The sequence below is a fragment of the Microbacterium sp. NPDC064978 genome (assembly GCF_044543605.1).
Taxonomy (GTDB): Bacteria; Actinomycetota; Actinomycetes; order Actinomycetales; family Microbacteriaceae; genus Microbacterium; species Microbacterium meiriae.
The window spans coordinates 78262-99438 of sequence record NZ_JBITWF010000002.1 but is presented as its reverse complement, the minus strand read 5'-3'; the positions used below and the strand labels follow the sequence as shown (position 1 = coordinate 99438).

At 70.8% G+C, this 21177-nt stretch carries 21 protein-coding genes; 16 read left to right on the top strand and 5 right to left on the bottom strand.

What is annotated here, in order from left to right:
• Nucleotides 1-120 precede the first annotated feature (120 nt).
• Nucleotides 121-1470: a peptidoglycan DD-metalloendopeptidase family protein gene (locus ACIGJI_RS07445; RefSeq protein WP_315638139.1), complete on the top strand. Its 1350-nt coding sequence runs from the start codon at nt 121-123 to the stop codon at nt 1468-1470.
• A 148-nt stretch (nt 1471-1618) separates the two neighbouring features.
• On the opposite strand, the gene ACIGJI_RS07440 is transcribed toward ACIGJI_RS07445, so the two are convergent.
• Nucleotides 1619-2110 carry an inorganic diphosphatase gene (locus ACIGJI_RS07440; protein ID WP_017204665.1) on the bottom strand — a complete coding sequence of 164 codons (492 nt, stop codon included), beginning with the start codon at nt 2108-2110 and terminating at the stop codon, nt 1619-1621.
• Nucleotides 2111-2211: 101 nt separating this feature from the next.
• On the opposite strand from ACIGJI_RS07440, the gene tilS reads away from it, so the two are divergent.
• Nucleotides 2212-3204, top strand: a complete 993-nt coding sequence (tilS, locus tag ACIGJI_RS07435; protein ID WP_363444730.1) for a tRNA lysidine(34) synthetase TilS — start codon at nt 2212-2214, stop codon at nt 3202-3204.
• A gap of 26 nt (nt 3205-3230) precedes the next feature.
• On the opposite strand, the gene ACIGJI_RS07430 is transcribed toward tilS, so the two are convergent.
• On the bottom strand, nt 3231-3821 hold the full coding sequence (locus ACIGJI_RS07430) for a DUF937 domain-containing protein (protein ID WP_363444728.1): 591 nt from the start codon (nt 3819-3821) through the stop codon (nt 3231-3233).
• Between the two features lie 121 nt (nt 3822-3942).
• Here ACIGJI_RS07430 and hpt point away from each other — a divergent pair, with 121 nt between their 5' ends.
• From hpt to ACIGJI_RS07380, 10 genes are all read left to right on the top strand, one after another.
• On the top strand, nt 3943-4494 hold the full coding sequence (hpt, locus tag ACIGJI_RS07425) for a hypoxanthine phosphoribosyltransferase (protein WP_187663213.1): 552 nt from the start codon (nt 3943-3945) through the stop codon (nt 4492-4494).
• 202 nt (nt 4495-4696) lie between these two features.
• Entirely contained in the window at nt 4697-6697 is a 2001-nt protein-coding gene (gene ftsH / locus ACIGJI_RS07420) for an ATP-dependent zinc metalloprotease FtsH (RefSeq protein WP_187663214.1), read from the top strand.
• Nucleotide 6698: 1 nt separating this feature from the next.
• Nucleotides 6699-7310, top strand: a complete 612-nt coding sequence (folE, locus tag ACIGJI_RS07415) for a GTP cyclohydrolase I (RefSeq protein WP_187663215.1) — start codon at nt 6699-6701, stop codon at nt 7308-7310.
• Nucleotides 7307-8116 (top strand): dihydropteroate synthase, encoded by an 810-nt coding sequence (gene folP, locus ACIGJI_RS07410; RefSeq protein WP_259953601.1) that lies wholly within the window; start codon nt 7307-7309, stop codon nt 8114-8116. The genes folE and folP overlap by 4 nt, the downstream gene beginning before the upstream one ends.
• A 34-nt stretch (nt 8117-8150) precedes the next feature.
• Nucleotides 8151-8546 carry a dihydroneopterin aldolase gene (folB, locus tag ACIGJI_RS07405; protein WP_259953603.1) on the top strand — a complete coding sequence of 132 codons (396 nt, stop codon included), beginning with the start codon at nt 8151-8153 and terminating at the stop codon, nt 8544-8546.
• The gene (gene folK / locus ACIGJI_RS07400; protein WP_363444725.1) at nt 8543-9079 is read left to right on the top strand and encodes a 2-amino-4-hydroxy-6-hydroxymethyldihydropteridine diphosphokinase; all 537 of its coding nucleotides are present in this window, start codon (nt 8543-8545) and stop codon (nt 9077-9079) included. Before folB ends, folK begins: the two co-directional genes overlap by 4 nt.
• Nucleotides 9076-9558: a DUF3180 domain-containing protein gene (locus tag ACIGJI_RS07395; protein ID WP_259953606.1), complete on the top strand. Its 483-nt coding sequence runs from the start codon at nt 9076-9078 to the stop codon at nt 9556-9558. Before folK ends, ACIGJI_RS07395 begins: the two co-directional genes overlap by 4 nt.
• The gene (locus ACIGJI_RS07390) at nt 9509-10090 is read left to right on the top strand and encodes a PH domain-containing protein (protein ID WP_187663220.1); all 582 of its coding nucleotides are present in this window, start codon (nt 9509-9511) and stop codon (nt 10088-10090) included. Before ACIGJI_RS07395 ends, ACIGJI_RS07390 begins: the two co-directional genes overlap by 50 nt.
• Nucleotides 10087-12126 carry a PH domain-containing protein gene (locus tag ACIGJI_RS07385; protein ID WP_363444722.1) on the top strand — a complete coding sequence of 680 codons (2040 nt, stop codon included), beginning with the start codon at nt 10087-10089 and terminating at the stop codon, nt 12124-12126. The genes ACIGJI_RS07390 and ACIGJI_RS07385 overlap by 4 nt, the downstream gene beginning before the upstream one ends.
• A 2-nt stretch (nt 12127-12128) precedes the next feature.
• Complete coding sequence (locus tag ACIGJI_RS07380; RefSeq protein WP_259953614.1) at nt 12129-12821, top strand: DUF2520 domain-containing protein; 693 nt, start codon at nt 12129-12131, stop codon at nt 12819-12821.
• Between the two features lie 26 nt (nt 12822-12847).
• On the opposite strand, the gene ACIGJI_RS07375 is transcribed toward ACIGJI_RS07380, so the two are convergent.
• Entirely contained in the window at nt 12848-14698 is a 1851-nt protein-coding gene (locus ACIGJI_RS07375; protein ID WP_363444720.1) for a DUF2207 family protein, read from the bottom strand.
• Between the two features lie 121 nt (nt 14699-14819).
• Here ACIGJI_RS07375 and lysS point away from each other — a divergent pair, with 121 nt between their 5' ends.
• Nucleotides 14820-16352, top strand: a complete 1533-nt coding sequence (gene lysS, locus ACIGJI_RS07370) for a lysine--tRNA ligase (protein ID WP_187663223.1) — start codon at nt 14820-14822, stop codon at nt 16350-16352.
• An 11-nt stretch (nt 16353-16363) separates the two neighbouring features.
• Here lysS and ACIGJI_RS07365 read toward each other — a convergent pair whose 3' ends face one another.
• Nucleotides 16364-17479 carry a DUF4192 family protein gene (locus tag ACIGJI_RS07365; protein WP_363444718.1) on the bottom strand — a complete coding sequence of 372 codons (1116 nt, stop codon included), beginning with the start codon at nt 17477-17479 and terminating at the stop codon, nt 16364-16366.
• Nucleotides 17480-17591: 112 nt separating this feature from the next.
• Between ACIGJI_RS07365 and ACIGJI_RS07360 the strand changes: the two genes are divergently transcribed.
• The 3 genes from ACIGJI_RS07360 to ACIGJI_RS07350 all read left to right on the top strand — a co-directional run bounded on the left by ACIGJI_RS07360 (nt 17592) and on the right by ACIGJI_RS07350 (nt 20116).
• A complete protein-coding gene (locus ACIGJI_RS07360; RefSeq protein ID WP_167627854.1) occupies nt 17592-17765 on the top strand; it encodes a hypothetical protein in 174 nt (57 codons plus the stop codon).
• 86 nt (nt 17766-17851) lie between these two features.
• Nucleotides 17852-19312 carry a cardiolipin synthase gene (cls, locus tag ACIGJI_RS07355; RefSeq protein ID WP_363444716.1) on the top strand — a complete coding sequence of 487 codons (1461 nt, stop codon included), beginning with the start codon at nt 17852-17854 and terminating at the stop codon, nt 19310-19312.
• Nucleotides 19313-19369: 57 nt separating this feature from the next.
• Nucleotides 19370-20116, top strand: coding sequence for a hypothetical protein (locus ACIGJI_RS07350; RefSeq protein ID WP_363444714.1), 747 nt, complete (start codon nt 19370-19372; stop codon nt 20114-20116).
• Nucleotides 20117-20131: 15 nt separating this feature from the next.
• Here the strand turns inward: ACIGJI_RS07350 and ACIGJI_RS07345 are convergent, their stop codons facing one another.
• A complete protein-coding gene (locus ACIGJI_RS07345; RefSeq protein WP_363444712.1) occupies nt 20132-21130 on the bottom strand; it encodes a diacylglycerol kinase family protein in 999 nt (332 codons plus the stop codon).
• Nucleotides 21131-21177 lie beyond the last annotated feature (47 nt).

The window sequence follows — 21177 nt, the reverse complement described above, 5'->3', positions numbered from 1 at the left end:
GGCGTGTTCGAGCGGGACGATGGAGGGGCCGGGGATGCCGTTCGCGCCGTTCCAGGAGTCTGGTGCTGGTGTGAAAGTTGTTGTTACTGTGGCATCTGTGAAACCGGCGGAAGGGGCCGTGTGAACGAGAAGACCACGCAGGATGCGGCACTCGCGGCATCCGCGGACTGCGGGTGTGCGCCCACCCCGGCGGAGCGCCGTACCCTCTTCCGAGACGGGATCAGCCGCCGCGGCGCTCTCGGACTCGGCGCGCTCAGCGTCGTCGCCCTCAGCGCGTTCGGCATCTCGTCCGGTGTCACGGCCGCGCACGCCGCGTCGTATCCGAGCTGGGACGACGTGCAGAAGGCCAAGCAGAACGAGGCCTCCAAAGCCGCAGAGGTGAAGCGCATCGAGGGGCTGATCCAGTCGCTCACGCAGAAGGTCTCCGAGACGCAGGCCGCCGCCGAGGTCGCCTCGACCGAGTTCTACAACGCGCAGCAGGCCTACTTCGCCGCGATCGCGGAGGCCGACTCCCTGCAGGAGAAGGCCGACGCGCAGGCCGCCGTCGCCGACGAGTCCGCCCGCAAGGCCGGTCAGGTCGCCGCTCAGCTCTACCGCAACGGCGGTGACGACACCTCGCTGGAGCTGTTCTTCGCGGATTCCGCCGCCAACGCTGACGAGCTCCTCGCCCGCCTCGGCTCGATGGACAAGCTCCTCGAGTACAACAAGACCGTCTACAACGACGCGGTCGCCGCGCGGAACTCCGCACAATCCCTCAGCGATCAGGCCGTCGTCGCCCGTGACGAGCGCGACCGCCTGCAGAAGATCGCCGAAGAGAAGATGGTCGCGGCGCAGCAGGCCGCCGACGCCGCGCAGGCCGCGCTCGACGAGCAGTCCTCGAACCTCGCCACCATGCAGGCGCAGCTCGCCGCGCTGAAGGACACCACCGCGACCACCGTCGCCGGCTACCAGAAGGGCGTCGAGGAGCGCGAGAAGGAGCGCAAGCGCCGGGAAGCCGCCGAGGCCGCCGCGAACGCCGGCGGCAACAGCGGCGGCGGCGGGACGCCGGGGAGCGGCGGCTGGGTGCGTCCGCACGGCGGCTACCGCAGCTCCGGCTACGGCCCCCGCTCGCAGCAGTGCAACGCCAACGGCTGCTCGTCGAGCTGGCACTACGGCGTCGACCTCGCCAACGGCTGCGGCGCGGCGATCTACGCGGCGCACTCGGGCACGGTGGACGCGGCCTTCTACAACGGCGGGTACGGCAACTACGTCCGGATCCAGCACGGCGGCGGCATCGCCACCGGATACGCGCATATCAAGCCCGGCGGCTTCGCGGTCCGGAACGGCCAGTGGGTGCGCGCCGGCCAGGTCATCGCCTATGCGGGCAACACCGGCGGCTCCTTCGGCTGCCACCTGCACTTCGAGGTCTACATCAACGGCCGCTACACGAACCCCATCGACTTCATGGCGGGCAAGGGCATCTCCGTCTGACGGACGGTTGGACAGCGGAAGACCCCCGGATGCATGGCGTCCGGGGGTCTTCGCTTCGACAGGCTCAGCGACCCATATGAGGTCAGCGCCCCAGTGAAGGTCAGTCACCCATGAGGTCAGGGACCCAGGTGAGGTCGGCGATCTGGGGTCAGTGACCCTGCTCGCCGAAGCGGACGATGGCCTCGTCGAGGATGCGCTGCGCCTCGGCGGCGTTGCCCCACTCGTCGACCTTGACCCACTTGTTGGGCTCGAGGTCCTTGTAGTGCTCGAAGAAGTGTGCGATCTCCTTCTTCGTGTACTCGGCGATGTCGTCGATGTCCTGGATGTGGGCCCAGCGCGGGTCCTTGGAGAGCACGGCGACGAGCTTGTCGTCGCCACCGGCCTCGTCGCTCATCTTGAGCACGGCGACGGGGCGGACCTCGACGACGACGCCCGGGTAGATCGCGTGGTCGAGGAGCACCAGCACGTCGAGCGGGTCGCCGTCCTCGCCGAGCGTGTTGTCGAAGTAGCCGTAGTCGGCCGGGTAGCCGAAGGTCGTGTAGAGCACGCGGTCGAGGTGCACTCGCCCGGTCTCGTGGTCGACCTCATACTTCACGCGGCTGCCGCGCGGGATCTCGATGACGGCGTCGTGTGCGCCCATGCGTGTGCTCCTCAGGAAGATCGGTTGGATGCCGCCGACCAGCCTACTCGGGGGCCGCGGATCCGACCGTGACGGCCGAGGCCGTGCCCTAGCGTGGAGGGATGCCCTCCCTCGCTCCTGCCGTCGCCGAGATTCGCCTCGCCGTGCGCACCGCGCTCGCCGATCTGCCCGAGGGATCGACCATCGTCGTCGCGCTGTCGGGCGGTGCCGACTCACTCGCACTGGCGGCGGCGACCGCGTTCGAGGCCGCGAAACGCGGGGTGCGTGCGACCGCGGTGACAGTCGACCACGGTCTGCAGGAAGGGTCTGCCGAGGTCGCCGCCGAGACGGGACGCATCGCCGGACGACTCGGGCTCGAGGCGCTCGTCGTCCGTGTCGAGGTCGACGGCGACGGCGGTCCGGAAGCGGCCGCGCGGGATGCGCGCTACCGCGTGCTCCGGGACGCGGCGGGTGACATCGGCGCGCGGGCGGTCCTGCTCGGCCACACCCTCGACGACCAGGCCGAGACCGTCCTCCTCGGACTCGCCCGCGGCTCCGGGGCGACGAGCCTGCAGGGCATGGCACCGGATCGGGAGGACGACGACGGCCTCCGCTGGCTGCGTCCTCTGCTCGGGGTGCGACGCGAGACCACCCGCGCCTTCTGTGCCGCGACGGAGCTGCAGCCCTGGGAAGACCCGCACAACGTCGACGACCGCTACACGCGGGTACGGGTGCGTCGGCACGTGCTGCCGGTGCTGGAGGTCCAGCTCGGCCCGGGCATCGCCGAGGCGCTGGCCCGCACCGCCGAGCAGCTCCGGGAGGACGCGGAGGCGTTCGACGAGATGATCCACGAGACGATCGAGGACATCGTCGAGCATGCCGAGGCCGGGATCTCCGTGAGCGTCGCCGCGCTCGCCGCCAACCCGGCCGCGTTGCGCAACCGCATCATCCGTCTCGTGGTCGACAGCGAGTTCGGGACGAGTCTGAGCCGCGCGCAGACGATCGAGGTCGCCCGACTCGTGACCGACTGGTCGGGTCAAGGGCCGATCGACCTGCCGGGGTGCGCCGCCGTGCGCCAGGGCGGCCGGATCGTGTTCACCGCTGCGACCCGCTGAATCGCGGGCCGCAGCGGCGTCACGTCCTACTTCTTGCCGCCGAAGAGGCCGCCGAGGATCCCGCCGAGGTCGATGCCGCCGCCGGAGCCGCTCTTGCCGCCGCCGAGGAGGCCACCCAGCACGTCACCCAACCCGCCGCCGGAGCCCGAGTCGCCGCCGCCGAGGATGCCGCCGATGACGTCGCCGATCCCGCCGGAGCCCTCCGTGCCCGCATCCGCCTTCGCCGTCTTGTCCTTGGTCGCGTTGGCGATGAGACCCATCACGATCGGCGCGAGGATGGGGAGGAGCTTCCCGAAGTCGATGCCCGGGGTCGCCCTCGACTCCGTCAGCTCCTTCGTGACCTCCTTCTCCTTCCCGCCGAGGATGTGGGAGACGATCTTCTCGCCGTCCTCCTGGTCGATGTCGTCGACCGTCGCCGGGCTCGACGCGCCGCGGTGCTTGCCGAGGGCCTTCTCGATGGCCGCCGATCCTTCCGAGCTCTCCGCGTTCTTCGCGAGTCCGCCGAGGAGCACGGCGCCGCCCTGCTCGACCGCGACCTTGGCCTCGTCACGCGACACTCCGAGCTTCTGCGCGATGTCGTCGAGGGGCACCTGGCTGAGGATGTCGTGAGTCGCCATGGGGATCTCCTTCCGTCGGGGCGTGCGCCCGCGTCACCGTCAGAGTAGTGCGGTGTCGTCGCGCAGGGGAGGGTACGCGCCTGCGACCGGAGCACACCGCCGCGTCGCCTAAAATCGATCCATGCGCGCCGCGGAGATCCAGGACGACCTTGCACAGATCCTCGTCACCGAGGAGGAGATCAACGCCAAGCTCGAAGAGCTCGCGGCGCAGGTCGCGAAGGACTACGAGGGCAAGGACCTCCTCCTCGTCGGCGTGCTGAAGGGCGCGGTCATGGTCATGGCCGACTTCGCACGCGCACTGCCGTTCCACGCGCCGATGGACTGGATGGCGGTGTCGAGCTACGGCGCCAGTACGAAGTCGAGCGGTGTCGTGCAGATCCGGAAGGACCTCGACACCGACCTGCACGGCAAGCACGTGCTCATCGTCGAGGACATCATCGACTCCGGCCTCACGCTGAGCTGGCTGCTGGAGAACTTCGGGTCCCGCGGTGCGGAGTCGATCGAGGTGCTCGCGCTGCTGCGTAAGCCGGAGGCCGCGAAGGTCGAGATCGACTGCAAGTACGTCGGCTTCGACATCCCCGTGGAATTCGTCGTCGGCTACGGGCTCGACTACGCTGAGCGCTACCGCAACCTCCGCGACGTCGCCGTGCTGGCGCCCCACGTCTACAGCTGACGCTTCGACAGGCTCAGCGACCCACGCTTCGGCAGGCTCAGCGACCCACGCTTCGGCAGGCTCAGCGACCCACGCTTCGGCAGGCTCAGCGAGCCACGCTTCGACAGGCTCAGCGACCCACGCTTCGACAGCTGCGGGAGCGTTGCGCCGTGGGTGAACGCACAGCGGCCCCCTAGCACGGAGGCGATACGCTGATCCGACCATGGATGTGAAGAAGCTCACCCGCAATCCGCTGATCTACGTCGCTCTGATCGGCGTGCTGCTCTTCGGCGGATTCCTGCTGATCTCCAACCTCGGCGCGCCGAAGCAGATCACGACGCAGGAGGGGCTCGAGCTGCTCTCCGGCAAGACCGTGACCGAGGTCGTCACCACCGATGGCGATCAGCGCGTGGACATGACGCTGTCGAAGCCGTTCGAGGGCTCCGAGAACGTCCAGTTCTACTACGTCGAGGCCCGCGCCGACGAGGTGGTCTCCGCGATCGACGCGGCCGCTCCGAAGGACGGCTTCAACGACGCCGTGCCGCGCGCGACCTGGTTCGACGGCTTCCTCTCGCTGCTGCTTCCCCTCGTGCTGCTCGGCCTGCTGTTCTGGTGGCTCCTGTCGTCCATGCAGGGCGGCGGCGGCAAGGTCATGCAGTTCGGCAAGTCCAAGGCCAAGCTCGTCAACAAGGAGACCCCGACGGTCACCTTCGCGGACGTCGCCGGAGCAGACGAGGCCATCGAGGAACTCCACGAGATCAAGGAGTTCCTGCAGGATCCGGCGAAGTTCCAGGCCATCGGCGCCCGCATCCCGAAGGGCGTGCTGCTGTACGGCCCTCCCGGAACCGGAAAGACCCTCCTCGCCCGCGCCGTCGCCGGTGAGGCCGGCGCCCCGTTCTACTCGATCTCCGGTTCCGACTTCGTCGAGATGTTCGTCGGCGTCGGTGCCTCCCGCGTGCGCGACCTCTTCAGCCAGGCCAAGGAGAACGCTCCGGCCATCATCTTCATCGACGAGATCGACGCCGTCGGTCGCCACCGCGGCGCCGGCATGGGCGGCGGAAACGACGAGCGCGAGCAGACGCTGAACCAGATGCTCGTCGAGATGGACGGCTTCGACCCGAACGCGAACGTCATCGTGATCGCGGCCACCAACCGTCCCGACATCCTCGACCCCGCGCTCCTGCGCCCCGGACGTTTCGACCGCCAGATCGGCGTCGACGCCCCCGACCTCAAGGGTCGCCAGAAGATCCTCGAGGTGCACAGCAAGGGCAAGCCGCTGTCGAAGAACGTCGACCTCGAGGTCGTCGCCCGCAAGACCCCCGGCTTCACCGGCGCCGACCTGGCGAACGTGCTCAACGAGGCCGCGCTGCTCACGGCCCGCTCAAACGCGCAGCTCATCGACAACCGCGCCCTCGACGAGGCCATCGACCGTGTGATCGCGGGTCCGCAGCGTCGCACGCGCGTGATGAAGGACAAGGAGAAGCTCATCACGGCGTACCACGAGGGCGGACACGCACTCGCGGCGGCGGCGATGAACTACACGGATCCCGTGACGAAGATCACGATCCTGCCCCGCGGCAAGGCGCTCGGCTACACGATGGTGCTGCCGCTGGACGACAAGTACTCCGTGACCCGGAACGAGCTGCAGGATCAGCTCACCTACGCCATGGGCGGCCGCGTCGCCGAGGAGATCGTCTTCCACGACCCGACCACTGGTGCCTCGAACGACATCGAGAAGGCGACCTCGATCGCTCGCAAGATGGTCATCGAATACGGCATGACGACGCAGGTCGGCCCCGTCAAGCTCGGCACCGAGGGCGGCGACATGTTCGTCGCCCGCGACATGGGCCGCGGCCGCGAGTACTCGGAGAAGGTCGCCGAGCGCGTCGACGCCGAGGTGCGGGCGCTCATCGAGCAGGCGCACAACGAGGCGTACGCGGTGCTCAGCGAGAACCGCGACATCCTCGACCGTCTCGCTCTGGCCCTCCTCGAGGAGGAGACCCTGGACCACAACCGCATCGCCGAGATCTTCACCGAGGTGAAGAAGCTCCCGGAGCGTCCGCTGTGGCTGTCGAGTGAGGACCGCCCGGTCTCGGAGCGGCCGCCGATCGAGGTCCCGAAGAAGGACGTCTCGCTCGCCGCCTCCGTCGAGGCGCCGACGACCCCGCCGCGCCCGCAGCAGGGCTCCGCCGGAGCGGGCAGCCCTCGTCCCGCGACGGCGTGACGTGACCGTCGACAAGGGACGCGTCGAACGGCTCACCAGGGAACTCCTGGAGGCGATCGGCGAGGACCCCGATCGCCCGGGGATCAAGCAGACTCCCTCCCGGATGGCCGAGCTGTACGCGGAGTTCTTCGCCGGGGTGGGGGAGGATCCCGCCGAGCCGCTCGCGCACACGATCAGCGTGACCCGCGGGCCGGCGCCGGACACCCTGCCCTCCGGCGCGGTGCTCCTGCGCGACATCCGCTTCCGCTCGGTGTGCGAACACCACCTGCTGCCCTTCGCGGGGCATGCGCACATCGCCTACCTTCCGGGCGAGCAGGTCGTCGGTCTCGGTGCGCTCGTGCGCGTCGTCGAGATCCTCGCCGCGCGGCCGCAGGTGCAGGAGCGGCTGGGCGAGCAGATCGCCGACACGATCGCCGAGAACCTCGATGCCCGTGGCGTGCTCGTCGTGCTCGATGCCAGCCACGGCTGCGTGACGATGCGGGGTGGACGGCAGACCGAGGCCTCGACGCTGACCATCGCGGCGCGCGGGGTCTACACCGATCCGGTGGCACGTGCGGAACTGGTGACCCTGATCGGCATGACCGTGCCAGGGGGCGGGACGTCGCGCGCATGACCGGGATCTGGGGCATCGTCAACGTCACGCCCGACTCGTTCAGCGACGGCGGGCGCTACCTCGACGCGGACCGGGCGGTCGCCCACGGCCTTCGCCTGCGAGCCGAAGGGGCGTCCGTCCTCGACGTCGGGGGAGAGTCGACCCGGCCGGGGGCGGAGCGCGTCGGGGTGGAGGAGGAGCAGCGCCGCGTCCTTCCCGTCGTCGAGCAGCTCGCGGCGGCCGGCGTCGTCGTCAGCATCGACACCCTCAACGCGTCGACCGCGGCGGCGGCCGTCCGTGCGGGGGCGCGCATCGTCAACGACGTCTCCGGCGGGCTCGCCGACCCCGACATGCGCGCCGCGGTGGCGGAGTCGGGAGCCGACTTCGCGATCGGGCACTGGCGGGGCTTCTCCGCCGACATGTACGCGAACGCCGACTATCGCCGTGTCGCCCGGGAGGTGGCCGGCGAGCTGCGCGAGCGGATCGGGGAGGCGGCGGCCGCCGGCATCGCGCCGTCCCGCGTGATCGTCGACCCGGGTATCGGGTTCGCCAAGGCGGGCGGCCAGAACTGGGATGTGCTGCGGGGCCTCGACGAGATCGTGGGCCTCGGCTTCCGCGTGCTGGTCGGGACGTCGCGCAAGCGCTTCCTCGCCGACGTGCTGCAGTCGGCGGCGCCGGGCAGTGACGGCGTCTCCGAGGAGCGCCGGGACCTCGCCACCGCGGTGACGAGTGCGCTCGCCATGCGCGCCGGCGCCTGGGCGGTGCGCGTGCACGACGTCGCGGGGACCCGCGACGCCCTTGCGATCACCCGCGCCTGGGAAGGCTGAGTGCGGAGTCGGAGCGTCACCGTACCCTAGAGGCATGGACTTCCTCGACGAGATCGTGCTGACAGGGCTGACTGTGTTCGGCCACCACGGCGTCTACCCGCACGAGCGGGAGAACGGGCAGGAGTTCACGGTCGACCTCCGGCTGCGGCTCTCCCTCGAACAGGCCGCCGCCTCCGACGACGTGGCCGACACGGTCCACTACGGCGAGCTCGCGGAGCGCGTGGCCGCGGTCGTGTCGGGTGAGCCGGTGAACCTCATCGAGACCCTGGCCGAGCGGATCGCGGACGTCGCCCTCGGCGACCGCCGCGTGCAGCAGGTGACCGTGACGGTGCACAAGCCGCAGGCGCCGATCCCGCTGACCTTCGGTGATGTGGCCGTGACGGTGCATCGGACGCGGGCGCCGGAGTCGCTGGAGGACATCACGACATGAGCCGCAACCTCACGCGCCCGCCGGAGGTGCCGGGCCCCCGGCCGCCACGCCCGGAGACGGTGGCGGTCGTGGCGCTCGGCGCCAACCTCGGCGACCGCGAGGACACGATCCGCGCTGCGGCGGCACGAATCGGGCGTCTTCCGCTCGTCTCCGACGTGCGCCTGTCGCGCCTGTTCGAGACGGTGGCGCTCTGCGTGGACGGCCCCGATCCCGACGCCCCCGGCTACGTGAACGCAGTGGCTCTGGTGACCACGCGCCTCGCTCCGGAGATCCTCCTCGGCATGCTGCACGCCATCGAGGACGAGAACGGTCGCGTCCGCGGCGAGCGGTGGGGTGACCGCACTCTGGACCTCGACCTCATCGCCTACGGCGACGTCGTCTCGGACGACCCCCGGATCCAGTTGCCCCATCCGCGGGCGGCGGAGCGGCTGTTCGTCCTGGAGCCCTGGCTCGACGTCGCCCCCGACGCCGAGCTCGCGGGGCGCCGCGTCGCTGATCTGGCGGCGGACCTCCGCGCGCGAGGCGAGGGATGAAGCGCACCTCTGCCGGGCTGCTCGCCGTCCTCGCGCTCGTCGGCGCCGGTGCCGGGTTCATCCTCGACCAGATGCTCACGGCGACCGGTCGAGCCACGTTCACGCCGTCCCTGTTCCTCCCGGTGCTGCTCGTCCTCATAGCCGGCGCATCGCTCGGGGTGGCCTGGCCGGTGCGGCGCAGCGTCCGGTCCGGGGTGCGCATCGACCCGTTCCGTGCCCTGCGGGCCGCGACCCTCGCCCGGGCGTCCAGCCTGCTGGGCGCGATCCTGGCCGGCTTCGGCGCCGGGCTGCTGGCCTTCCTCCTCACGCGCCCCATCGATCCCCCGATAGGGTCGACTGTGGCCATGGTGGCGCTGATCGCGAGTGCGGTCGTGCTCGTCGTCGCCGCTCTCGTCGCCGAACAGTTCTGCACCCTGCCGAAGGATCCTGATGACTCAGAACCCAGAGACCGCGCCCCTGAACCCGGCGGAGGGCACTGACCTCGACGCCCTCGACCAGGGCACGTACACGCGGCTGCGCACGGCACGCAACGAGGCCCGCCTCGAGCTCGACGGCACCTGGCACCAGATCTCGCCGCGCTACGTCGTGTCGCAGATCGTGCAGAACGTCATCTTCCTGGCCATCGTCGTGGCCGCCGCGATCGTGCTGAACATCGTGCTCGAGCAGGACTGGGTGTGGATCCCGGCCGGGGTCATCATCCTCATCACGCTCGTGACGCTGATCATCCTCCCGCGACAGGCGCGGGCGATCGGCTACATGCTGCGGGCGGACGACATCGTGTTCCGCAAGGGCATCCTGTGGCAGCGCATGATCGCGGTGCCGTACGGGCGCATGCAGCTCGTCGACATCACCCAGGGGCCGCTCGACCGGGCGTTCGGCATCTCCCAGCTCAAGATGGTCACCGCGGCGGCGACCACCGGTGTGCAGATCCCCGGCCTCACCCAGGCGGCGGCCGAGGCGCTGCGCGACACGCTGATCCAGGTCGCCGAGACCCGCCGGACCGGCCTGTGAGCGAGTCGCAGCTTCCCACCGCCGCGCCGGGGCAGACCTCCGCGGGCACGCCGTCGACGCACCTCGCGGACGGCGAATGGCATCGGATGCATCCGCTGACGCCGCTGTTCAAGGGCGGCCTGGCGCTCATCATCGTGGGCGGCATCGTGATCGCGAACATGCGCGACCGGGTCATCGCCTGGCTCGTCGGGCAGTTCGCGCCGGAGGAGGCGCACTACGACGACTACACCGGGGGCGACCCGGTGGACTGGGTGCTCGCGAACAACTTCGCGCTGATCGCGCTGCTGGGTGTCCTGGCGCTCGTCGTGGTGCTCGTGGCGGTCTTCTGGTTCGTCTGGCGCTTCCAACAGTTCCGCATCACCGGCGACCACGTCGAGGTGCGCAAGGGCATCATCTTCCGCTCCCATCGCCGCGCGCCCCTCGACCGCGTGCAGGGCGTGAACCTCACGCGGCCGTTCCCCGCACGCATCATCGGCCTCGCGAAGCTCGAGGTCGTGGGCGCGGGCACGGATGCGAACGTCGCGCTGGAGTACCTGGCGACCCCGCGGGCCGAGGGGGTGCGCGCCGAGATCCTCCGACTCGCCTCGGGCGCGCGCGCCGCACGGCACGCCGCCCTCGACCCCCAGGGCGCAGCGACGCCCGACGGGTCCGCTCCGACCTCCGCGCGCGCACAGCTCGTCGGCTCGATGAACGAGGGCGTCAACGGCTTGCTCGCCGGAGTGGACCTGCAGGACGTCGTGCCCGAGAGCGTCGTCAAGATCCCCGCCGGCCGACTGATCGGCTCGCAGCTCATCTCCGGGCTGCTGTGGCTGGTGTTCTTCGGCGTGATCTTCGCCATCGCGATCGGCAGCACCCTCATCGGCGTCCTCATCGACGGGGATCCCGACGGCGGGATCGTCCTCCTCGGCATCGGTCTCGGCATGGGCGTCCCGATGCTCATCGCGGTCGTCGGTATCACCTGGGCGCAGATCTCGAAGTCGCTGCGGTACTCCATCGCGCCCACCCCCGACGGCGTGCGCATCACCTACGGACTGCTCACCACCGTCACCGAGACCCTCCCGCCCGGCCGTATCTTCGCGGTCGAGGTGTCGCAGTCCCTGCTCTGGCGGCCGTTCGGCTGGTGGACCATCAAGATCAACCGGATGAGCGGCAAGAGCGCCGCCCAGCAGTCGTCGAGCAGCGGTCAGCAGTTCAACGTCGTGCTGCCCGTCGGCAAGCGCGCGGACGTCGAGCGCGTGCTGTCCCTCGTGCTGCCCGACGTTCCGGCGGAGAGCATCCCCGCGCTGTGGGATCAGGGCGTCGTCGGTCCGGCCGAGAACGACCCCTACCGGACGATGCCGCGCCGGGCGTGGTGGCGGCGGCCGGTCTCCTGGAAGCGCCACGGATACGCGCTGACGACGGACGGACTGCTGCTGCGCCGCGGCATCGTGTGGCGCAAGCTCGCGGTCTTCCCGCTCGCGCGTCTCCAGGGTGTGTCGCTCAGTCAGGGGCCGATCGACCGGGCTCAGGCGGTCTCCGGAGCCCAGGTGCACACCGTGCCTGGACCGATCACCGGCCTCCTGTCGGGTCTCGAGCGGGCAGATGCCCTCGCACTGCTCGACGAGGTCAGCATCGCCGCCGCCGAAGCGGCATCCCGCGACCACACCCACCGGTGGAGCGAGCACGCCGCGGCTCCCGTCGCGCCGCCCGCTCCGCCGCAGTTCGGCGGTCCTGCCGCTCCGATGCCTCCCGCGCCTCCCGTGTTCGGCGGCCCGGCATCAGCCCCGTCCGTGGCACCCGCGCCCCCGGTGGCGCCGCCCTCCGCATCCCCGGGCTCGGCGGCCCCACCTGCTCCGCCGGTGCGGACTCCTGCGGTGACGCCGCCGCCGGCGCCTCCGGTGACCGCGCCCCCGGTCGCACCGCCTCCGGCCCCTCCCGTCACGGCGCCCCCGGTCGCACCCCCACCTGCTCCGCCGGCGCCGCAGACGACCGCGCCTTCGGCCCCGCCGGCGCCGACCGCGCCGCCGGCGCGAACCGACGCGCCGCGCGAGGAGTGAGCGTGGTGCGCGACGGCCGTCTCGGCGTCGGCATCATCGGCGCGGGGCGGGTCGGACCGGTCATCGGCGCGGCGCTGGCCGGGGCCGGGCACGCGATCGTCGGGATCACCAGCGGGTCGGACGATGAGCGTGCGTCGGCGGTGCTCCCCGGCGTCCCGGTGCTGGAGACGCAGGAGGTGGTGCGGCGGTCCGAACTGGTGATCCTCGCGGTCCCTTCCGCTGAGCTGTCGGCCCTGGTCTCGGGCATCGCCGAGCTCGGCGGGTGGCAGATCGGCCAGCTCGTCCTCCACACCGATCCGGCACAGGGCATCGAGGTCCTGCGTCCGGCGGCGGAGCGCGGCGCCATCCCGTTGGCGGTGCATCCGGCGATCACGTTCACCGGGACCTCGATCGATCTCCGGCAGTTGCAGGCAGGATTCGCGGCGGTCACCGCTCCCGCCGCCGTGCTTCCGATCGCCCAGGCGCTGGCCGTCGAGATGGGGTGCGAACCGGTCGTCATCGCGGAGGCCGACCGTGCCGCCTATGCCGACGCGATCGCCACGGCCACGGAGTTCTCCCGTTCGATCATCGGACAGTCGACCTCGCGGCTCCGGGAGATCGGGGTCGAGAATCCGGGCGGCTTCCTGTCGGCCTTGGTGCAGTCGACCGTCGAGCGGGCGTTGCGCGACGCCTCGGACCCGCCACCTCTCGTCTGATCACGCGCCCGCGCCGTGACCCCGGCTCAGCGTCCGCCGGAGAAGCCGCCGCCACCGCCGCCCCCGGAGAAGCCTCCGCCGAACGAGCCGCCGGTGCTGGACGACGTGCCGGTGGACGGGGCCGAGTAGGTCGCGGCCGCCGTGGAGGAGCTCATGAACGCCACGAGCGACGTGCGGAGAGCGAAGGACGTGGGGTCGCCGATCCACGTCGGGCCGTACGCCTCCCGGCTGTACGCCGTCTCGAGCACCCGGCCCCACTCGTCCTCCATGCCGAACAGCATCGCGTAGGGGAGGAGGCGCTCGTACACATGGATGACGTCCGCGCCCTCCTCCGTGCGCCGTTCCGCGCCGGTGTAGGACTGCAGCATCCGCAACCGATCCTCCTCCGCGACGCGGATGAACTCGCGCACCCCCTGCAGGTGCTCGTACGCCTGCGCTCCCTCCGGAGTCAGGACCGTGTGCCGAGAGAAGGTGAAGAAGCTCGAAGCCGCGACGAGCAGCGTCCCGACGGAGATGGCCAGAAGCGCGGGTCCCGCCGACAGGCGACCGGATGCCACGGCGACGATGGCGACGACGAGACCCACCACGGCGACGGCGATGGCCACGGACTGCAGGATGACGGCAGCGCGGCTCCGCGCCCTGGTCGTCAAGCCCCGGCGGGAGGCCTCCTCCTGGCCCTTCGTCGTCAGCGCGGTCATCCGCGTCGCGAAGGCCTCGCTCTCGGCCGGCAGGTCCACGACGCCGTCCGCATCCGCGTGGAGGAAGAGCGCGTCGAGCGCAGCCTGGTCGAGGGGACTCGGCGCGCTGCCCTGGGGCTGTCGTCGCAGCCGGGGCGCTTCGTCCGACGCCCCTTCCTCGATGCGCAGCGTGCAGCGGACGGCGAGGTGGACGATCTCCGCCGGGACGACGTTCTTCGCGCCGGGGATGAGCGCCGCGGCGAGCAGGGGCGGCTGGTCATCGGGGACGTCGTACTGCGCGACGATGATCCCGGTGGCGCGGCGTCGACGTCGGTCGGCGGCCACGGTCGCCGCCCAGCCGGCCGCCGCGAGACCCACGGCGCCGACGGCGGCGACCACCGGCCCGACATCGGCGACGGGGTCGGGGGTCCGCGCGGATGGCTGGACCACCGTGCCGGGGTCGAAGCCGACGGCTACCGTCACCCCGTCCGCCGCCGGCAGCGGTGCGGCCTCGACGCGGAAAGTCGTGGCCTCTCCGTCTGCGACCGGTCCCTCGAGGTCGCAGGGCTCCGTGGAACCGGAAGGACCGATGTAGCACTTCGTCGCCCCGGTGAGATGGGTGCTCAGGGCGGCATCGAATCGGATGTCTGCCCGGAACGCCTCGATCGGCTGCGTGCTGTCGAGGGGGAGGAGGTCCCAGTAGAACTCGTCCGCGGCGCGGGAACCGGACGCGTCGGGTGCGCTCCCGACGATGACGTCGCGCATCTCGTATTCGATGACATAGGTGGTGAGGCCATGGACGAAGTCGTCGTCCCCGGTGAGGACGAAGAGGGTCCCGTCGTCCTCCTCGGTCTCGTACGGGACCGCGGTCCCGTCCTCGTCGGTGACCGCGATGACCCGGGTGTCGATGCCGGCGCCCTTGTACGTCGTCGCCAGGCCCCGCACGATGCCGCGGTTCTGGTCGGCGTCGGGGAAGCGGGCGACCACCGTCTCCGTCACCTGCATGCGCGCCCGGCCATCGTCGTCGAGTCCGACGTCGTAGACCGCATCCCAGGATGCGTACGAGAAGTCGTCGACATCGGCGGCCGCAGCGACCGTCGTCGCCGGGCGTTCCACGGCCATGGCGACCGAGGGGGCGAGGACCGGGATGACGGCGAGGGCGAGGACGGCGCTGGCGCGGAGGATCCGGGTGGGGGCCATGGTTCGAGGCTACCGAGCCCCGCGCCGCGGGAAGAACGCCCGCCGTCGGTCTCCGCCCGACCGGCCGGAGTCCGCCGCGCCATCTCGGTAAACTGGGTACGACTTCCAAGGAGCCCCGCACATGACTGACGCGCCCGCCGCGCCCGAAACGGCCTCGGCCGCCTCTTCCGCCGAAGAGGACATCCACGAGCAGAAGGCCGTCCGCCTCGCCAAGCGCGAGCGCCTGATCGAGAAGCGCGCGGACGCGGGCGGCGGGGCGTTCCCGGTCGCCGTGCCGGTGACGCACAGCATCCCCGCCCTGCGGGCGGAGTACGGCGACCTCGAGCCCGGAGCCGAGACCGGTGTGATCGTCGGCGTCGCCGGCCGCGTGGTCTTCAGCCGCAACACCGGCAAGCTCTGCTTCGCCACCCTCCAGGCCGGGGACGGCACCCGGATCCAGGCGATGGTCTCGCTGGCCAACGTCGGCGAGGAGTCGCTCGCCGAGTGGAAGGAGTTCGTCGACCTCGGGGACCACGTCTTCGTGCACGGCGAGGTCATCTCCAGCCGCCGCGGTGAGCTGTCGATCATGGCGGATGATTGGGCCATCGCCTCGAAGGCGATCCTGCCGCTCCCCAACGCCTACGCCGAGCTCAGCGAAGAGGGCCGGGTACGGAGCCGCTACCTCGACCTCATCGTGCGGGAACAGGCGCGGACGACCGTGCGCGCACGCGCCGCGGTGAACGCCAGCCTGCGGTCCACGTTCGCCGCGCACGGCTACCTCGAGGTGGAGACTCCCATGTTGCAGGTGCAGCATGGCGGCGCATCCGCCCGACCCTTCATCACCCACTCCAACGCCTTCGACACCGAGCTCTACCTCCGCATCGCGCCGGAGCTCTACCTGAAGCGCGCGGTCGTGGGCGGTATCGAGCGCGTGTTCGAGATCAACCGGAACTTCCGCAACGAGGGCGCCGACTCGACCCACAGCCCGGAATTCGCGATGCTCGAGGCCTACCAGGCCTACGGCGACTACAACCAGATGGCGGCGCTCACCCAGGAGCTCGTCCAGCAGGCGGCGGTCGCCGTCGCCGGGTCGACCACGGTGACCTGGGCGGACGGCACCGAGTACGACCTGGGCGGCGAGTGGGACCGCATCTCGATGTACGAGTCGCTGTCGGCCGCCTCCGGCCGCACCGTCACGCCGACGGACGCCGTCGAGGACCTGATCGCCTTCGCCGAGGCCAACGGCGTCGACGTGCCGCCCCAGGCCACGCACGGGAAGCTCGTCGAGGAGCTCTGGGAGCACTTCGTGAAGGGTGACCTCGTGCGGCCGACCTTCGTCATGGACTTCCCCGTCGACACGTCGCCTCTCGTGCGCGAGCACCGGTCCGTCGAGGGCGTCGTGGAGAAGTGGGACCTCTACATCCGTGGCTTCGAGCTGGCGACCGGCTACTCCGAGCTCGTCGACCCGGTCATCCAGCGGGAACGGTTCGAGGAGCAGGCGAAGCTCGCCGCGCGCGGTGATGTCGAGGCCATGCCGATCGACCAGGAGTTCCTGCGGGCGCTGGAGCACGGCATGCCGCCGTCCGGGGGTATGGGCATGGGCATCGATCGCCTGCTGATGGCGATCACCGGCCTCGGCATCCGCGAGACGATCCTCTTCCCGCTGGTCAAGTAGCCGCGAGCCGCTCACTCTCCACGCCGCCCGCGGAAGGCCCACTCGGGCAGCACGGCACCGCACATCATGGTGTCCAGGAGCAGGGCGAGGCTGTAGTCCGGATCGATCTCCCTGGCCATGTCGAGGTAGCGTCCCGCGTGCGTGGCGCGGCCGAGCGCCCAGGAGAGCCAGGCGGCGACCGTGAGCGGTCCGGGACGCGCTTCTCGTGGCGCCAGGGCGGTGGCGTGTCGGACGGCGTGCAGCGCGGTGCGAAGGCGCTCGCCGTCCGGCGCCGGGCCGCGACCGAGGAACACCCGTCCGATGTCGTCGGGTACCGGAGCGCCGGAGGCTGCGAAAGCCAGCTGCGCCTCCATGGTGCGGATCCCGCGGCGGTGATCGGTGGCCCACTGGGCGATGGCCGCGTCGCGCACCGGCGGGCGCCCGAGGCACCACACGAGCGCTGCGGCGGCCAGAGGCTGCAGGGGTTCACGGGCGAGGGCGACGGCTTCGAGGAAGGCGGGGATGTCGTCGAGGAGGGCGTACGCCGCAATCACCTCCGCGTCCGCCGGATCGGGGGCCCCGGCAGGCCCGGACGGGAGCGCGCCGTCGAGCCCGCGCAGCACGCGCGCGACCTGCTGCTCCTCTGCGGCGGGAACCGGCGGGAGTCCCGCGCCGGAGAACTGGTCGCCGGAGACGTCGCCGAGCGCGGAGGCGTCCGGCGGGGGAACGATGTCCGACAGCGGATGGAGCGGAGGCTCGGCGTCGTCGTAGCGGGCCCATCCTTCGGGCGTCACGCACAGGGCCTCGACGGCGCGCAGGCCCGCTCCCTCGGCGCAGCCCAGCAGTGTGTCGACCATCACGGCGTGCGGCAGGACCAGGCCGTCAGGCGTGCGCTGCGGGGGCTCGTCGGTGTACACCACGACGGCCACCGCGTCGGTGCCAGGGACACGGACGACGAGCTCGACCGCCGCTGCGGCGTAGTGCAGGACCGGGACGGCGGCGTCAGGGAGGTCGAGGCGCATCGCCCCGTCGCTGCGGGTGCCGTGGAACGGGAGGAGGGCGATGCTCTCGCGCGGCGTGAAGCCGGCGAGTGCGGGCACGATACTGAGGAACTGGGCGGAGTCGGAGGCGCGGAGCACGGTTGTCATGAGGAGAGGTTCGCGTGCCTTCGCGCCCGTCGGACCGGTGATGGACCCATGTGGATGAGAATCCTGAGAAGCGCCGCCTGTGCACGATCAGTCGCTCGCGTACGATGGAGGCATGGACAACTTCTGGCTCGCCGCGGCATGGTCGCTCCTGCCGACGGTCGGCGTCAGCATCGTCTTCTTCGTCGTGCTCCGCGGCATCCTGCGGTTCGACCGCACGGAACGGAAGGTCCATGCGCAGATCGAGGCCGAGGAACGCGCCGCGCGCGGGCTGCCTCCGCGGGCCTGAGTCCGACCCATCCGCTACTGTGAAGCGAGCGCGCCGGGTCCGGTGCGCCCCGGGGTGACGATCCCCGGTGTGGGTGAGGGGGCGTGATGACCGCGGAGTCCTGGGGCTGGTGGGTCGCCGCCGTGGTCCTGGTGCTCGACATCATCATCCGCGTCACCGCCGTCATCGTCATCCCGCGCAACCGCCGCCCCACCGCGGCGATGGCCTGGCTCCTCGCCGTGTTCTTCATCCCGGTGGTCGGCGTCTTCCTGTTCCTGCTGATCGGGAACCCCCGCCTGCCGCGCGCGCGGCGCCGGAAGCAGGAACAGATCAACGAGTACATCGCCGAGACGAGCGAGCACCTGCACTTCGGGACGCTGCGACCCAACGCCCCCGCATGGTTCGGTCCCATCGTGCAGATGAACCAGCGCCTCGGTGCCCTGCCGCTCTCCGGGGACAACGGCGCGCACCTCATCTCGGACTACCAGGAGTCGCTCGACGAGATGGCCGAGGCCATCCGCACCGCGCAGGATTACGTGCACGTGGAGTTCTACATCTTGCAGTCCGACGACTCGACGGACAACTTCTTCCGCGCCCTCGAGGAGGTCGCCGCGCGGGGCGTGGCGGTGCGCGTGCTCCTGGACCACTGGGCGAACCGCGGCAAGCCCCGCTATCGCCAGACCATCGCGCGTCTGAACGAGATGGGCGCCGAGTGGCACCTGATGCTGCCCGTGCAGCCGCTCAAGGGCAAGATGCAGCGGCCGGATCTGCGCAACCACCGCAAGCTCCTCGTCGTGGACGGCAACATCGCCTTCCTGGGGTCTCAGAACATCACGGATTCCACCTACAACCTGCCGAAGAACATCCGGCGCGGTCTGCACTGGGTCGACCTGATGGTCAGGCTCGACGGACCCGTCGTGCTGAGCGTCAACGCGATCTTCCTCAGCGACTGGTACAGCGAGACCGATGAGGTGCTCGAAGAGATCGACATCTCCCACGCCAACATCGGCTCCGGGGACCTGGACTGCCAGGTCGTGCCGTCCGGCCCCGGCTTCGAGGTCGAGAACAACCTGCGGCTGTTCCTCGCGCTCCTCTACGCGGCGAAGAAACAGATCATGATCGTCAGCCCGTACTTCGTGCCCGACGAGGCCCTGCTGCTGGCGGTCACCGCGGCCGTGGACCGCGGGGTCGAGGTGCAGCTGTTCGTCTCGGAGGAGGGCGATCAAGCGATGGTCTACCACGCGCAGCGCAGCTACTACGAAGCGCTGCTGCGGGCCGGCGTGCGGATCTGGATGTACCGGAAGCCGTACATCCTCCACACGAAGAGCCTCACCATCGACGACGAGGTCGCCGTCATCGGCTCGAGCAACATGGACATGCGCTCATTCGGCCTGAACCTCGAGGTCTCGATGCTCGTGCGCGGCGAGGAGTTCGTCGCCGAGATGCGCGAGGTGGAGGACAAGTACCGGTCGCTGAGCAGGGAGCTGACCCTCGAGGAATGGATGCAGCAGCCCCTGCGCTCCACCGTGCTCGACAACCTCGCGCGGCTCACCTCCGCACTGCAGTGAGCGGGCATTCCGTCAACCCCCGTTTCGGGCGGAGGAACCCGCCGCTACCCTGAGGGCATGACTCCCCGCAGGCTCGTGATCGCCGTGTCCTCCGCGCTCGCCGCGGCCCTCGTCCTCGCCGGCTGCACGGTGGGCCCGGGCGGCACCGCACCGCACACCACGTCGGATCCCTCCAGCGGCCCCGGGAACGCCGGGAGCAGCGACGAGCAGGACGACATGGACGCGACGCTCCTCGACGACGGGCGGATGTTCGCCATCGTGAGCTGGGGATCCTCGACGTGCCTGCCTCAGGTCGACGAGATCACCGCCGAGGGGCAGCGGGTCTCGGTCACCCTCGTCGAACCTGAAGGCGATGGCGCGACGGAGCAGGCGTGCACGGCGGACCTCGCGCCGCGGGCGAGCGTCGGCGCTCTGCCCGAGGGCGTGGACCCGACGAAGGACATCACCCTCGTGGTGACCTACGGCGACCTGCTCGACGAGATCGATGTCGATGCCGACCCCGAGGCCACGGCGACGCCGGGCTCGGCGACCGAGTACCAGCCGTCGGCCGGCTGGTTCGACGACGGCGGGCTCGTCCTGTTGACCTGGGGGTCCTCCAGCTGTGCTCCGGTCGTCGAATCCGCCGAGGCCGACGGATCCACGGGGACCGTGACCTTCGTCACCGACGAGAACCAGGTCTGCACCATGGACATGGCGCCCCGGGCCACGGTGGTCGAATTCCCCGAGGATGACGTCGACGACGACGGTCCGTTCCAGCTGACGCTCGTCGGCGGCGGCCTCGACGGCACGGTCGAGGTGCGCTGAGTCCGCAGCCCCTGGTCAGAGGATGTGCACCGGGTGCCCGGTGGGCAGCGCCAGCAGGAGCGCATCGGGGTCCGCCCGGCAGGTGACGTGCACGGCCTCCCCGAACTCGTCGCCGTCGAGCTCGATCGGCGTGGGGCCGGGTGCGGCGGCCTCGGCGCGGGCGCCGCGGAAGTAGTGGACGGACGCGTCCGTGCCGCGGCGATCGAGCACGAAGCGTCCGGCGCGGAAGCGGCGCAGCACGGAGTTGTCCCACCAGATCTTCCGCCAGACGCCCAGCCAGCCGAGCACGCCGGTGGGCTGGATGACCGCGACGTCGAGGGTGGCATCCGTGATGGAGGCGTCCGGGATGAGGGAGATGCCCGCGGGGAGGGTGCCGCAGTTCGCGAACAGGATGCTGTGCACCTTCGTGGAGTGCAGGCGTCCCGTGCCGATCTGGTACACGGCGCGGAAGGGCTTCGCGCGCGGAAGGGACCGGGCCGCGCCGTCGACGTACGCGATCCAGCCGACGGACTTCTTCAGGTCGGCTCGGGTGTTGGCGATCATGTCGGCGTCGAGACCGATGCCGGCGAGCACGACGAAGGCGTGCTCCTCCTCGCTGCCGTCCTCCCTGGTCATCCGTGCCCACCCGATGTCGATCGGATGGTGGAAGTCGCCCAGCGCGGCGCGGATCATCTCCGCAGGGTCGGTCAGCGGGAGGCCGAGGTTCCGCGCGAGGAGATTCCCGGTGCCGCTCGGGAGGATCGCGAGTGGGACACCGGTGCGGGCGATGGCTTCGGCGACCGCCCGCACCGTGCCGTCGCCGCCGGCCACGAGCACGACGTCCACCCCGCGTGCGAGCGCTTCCGCCGTCGCCCCCTGCCCCGCGTCCTCGATGGTCGTCGGATAGAAAGCGGGGTGATCCCACCCCGCTTCGCGGGAGAGGTCGCGGACCTGAGCGCGCAGGCGCTTCCCGTCCACTTTCACCGGGTTGTACACGAGCGCCGCCTGCTTCAGGACGGGGGGACTCGTGGTCATGGCGCTACTCTAGACCGCCCGCCCGGGCCCTCCCCTCGCACCTCGTA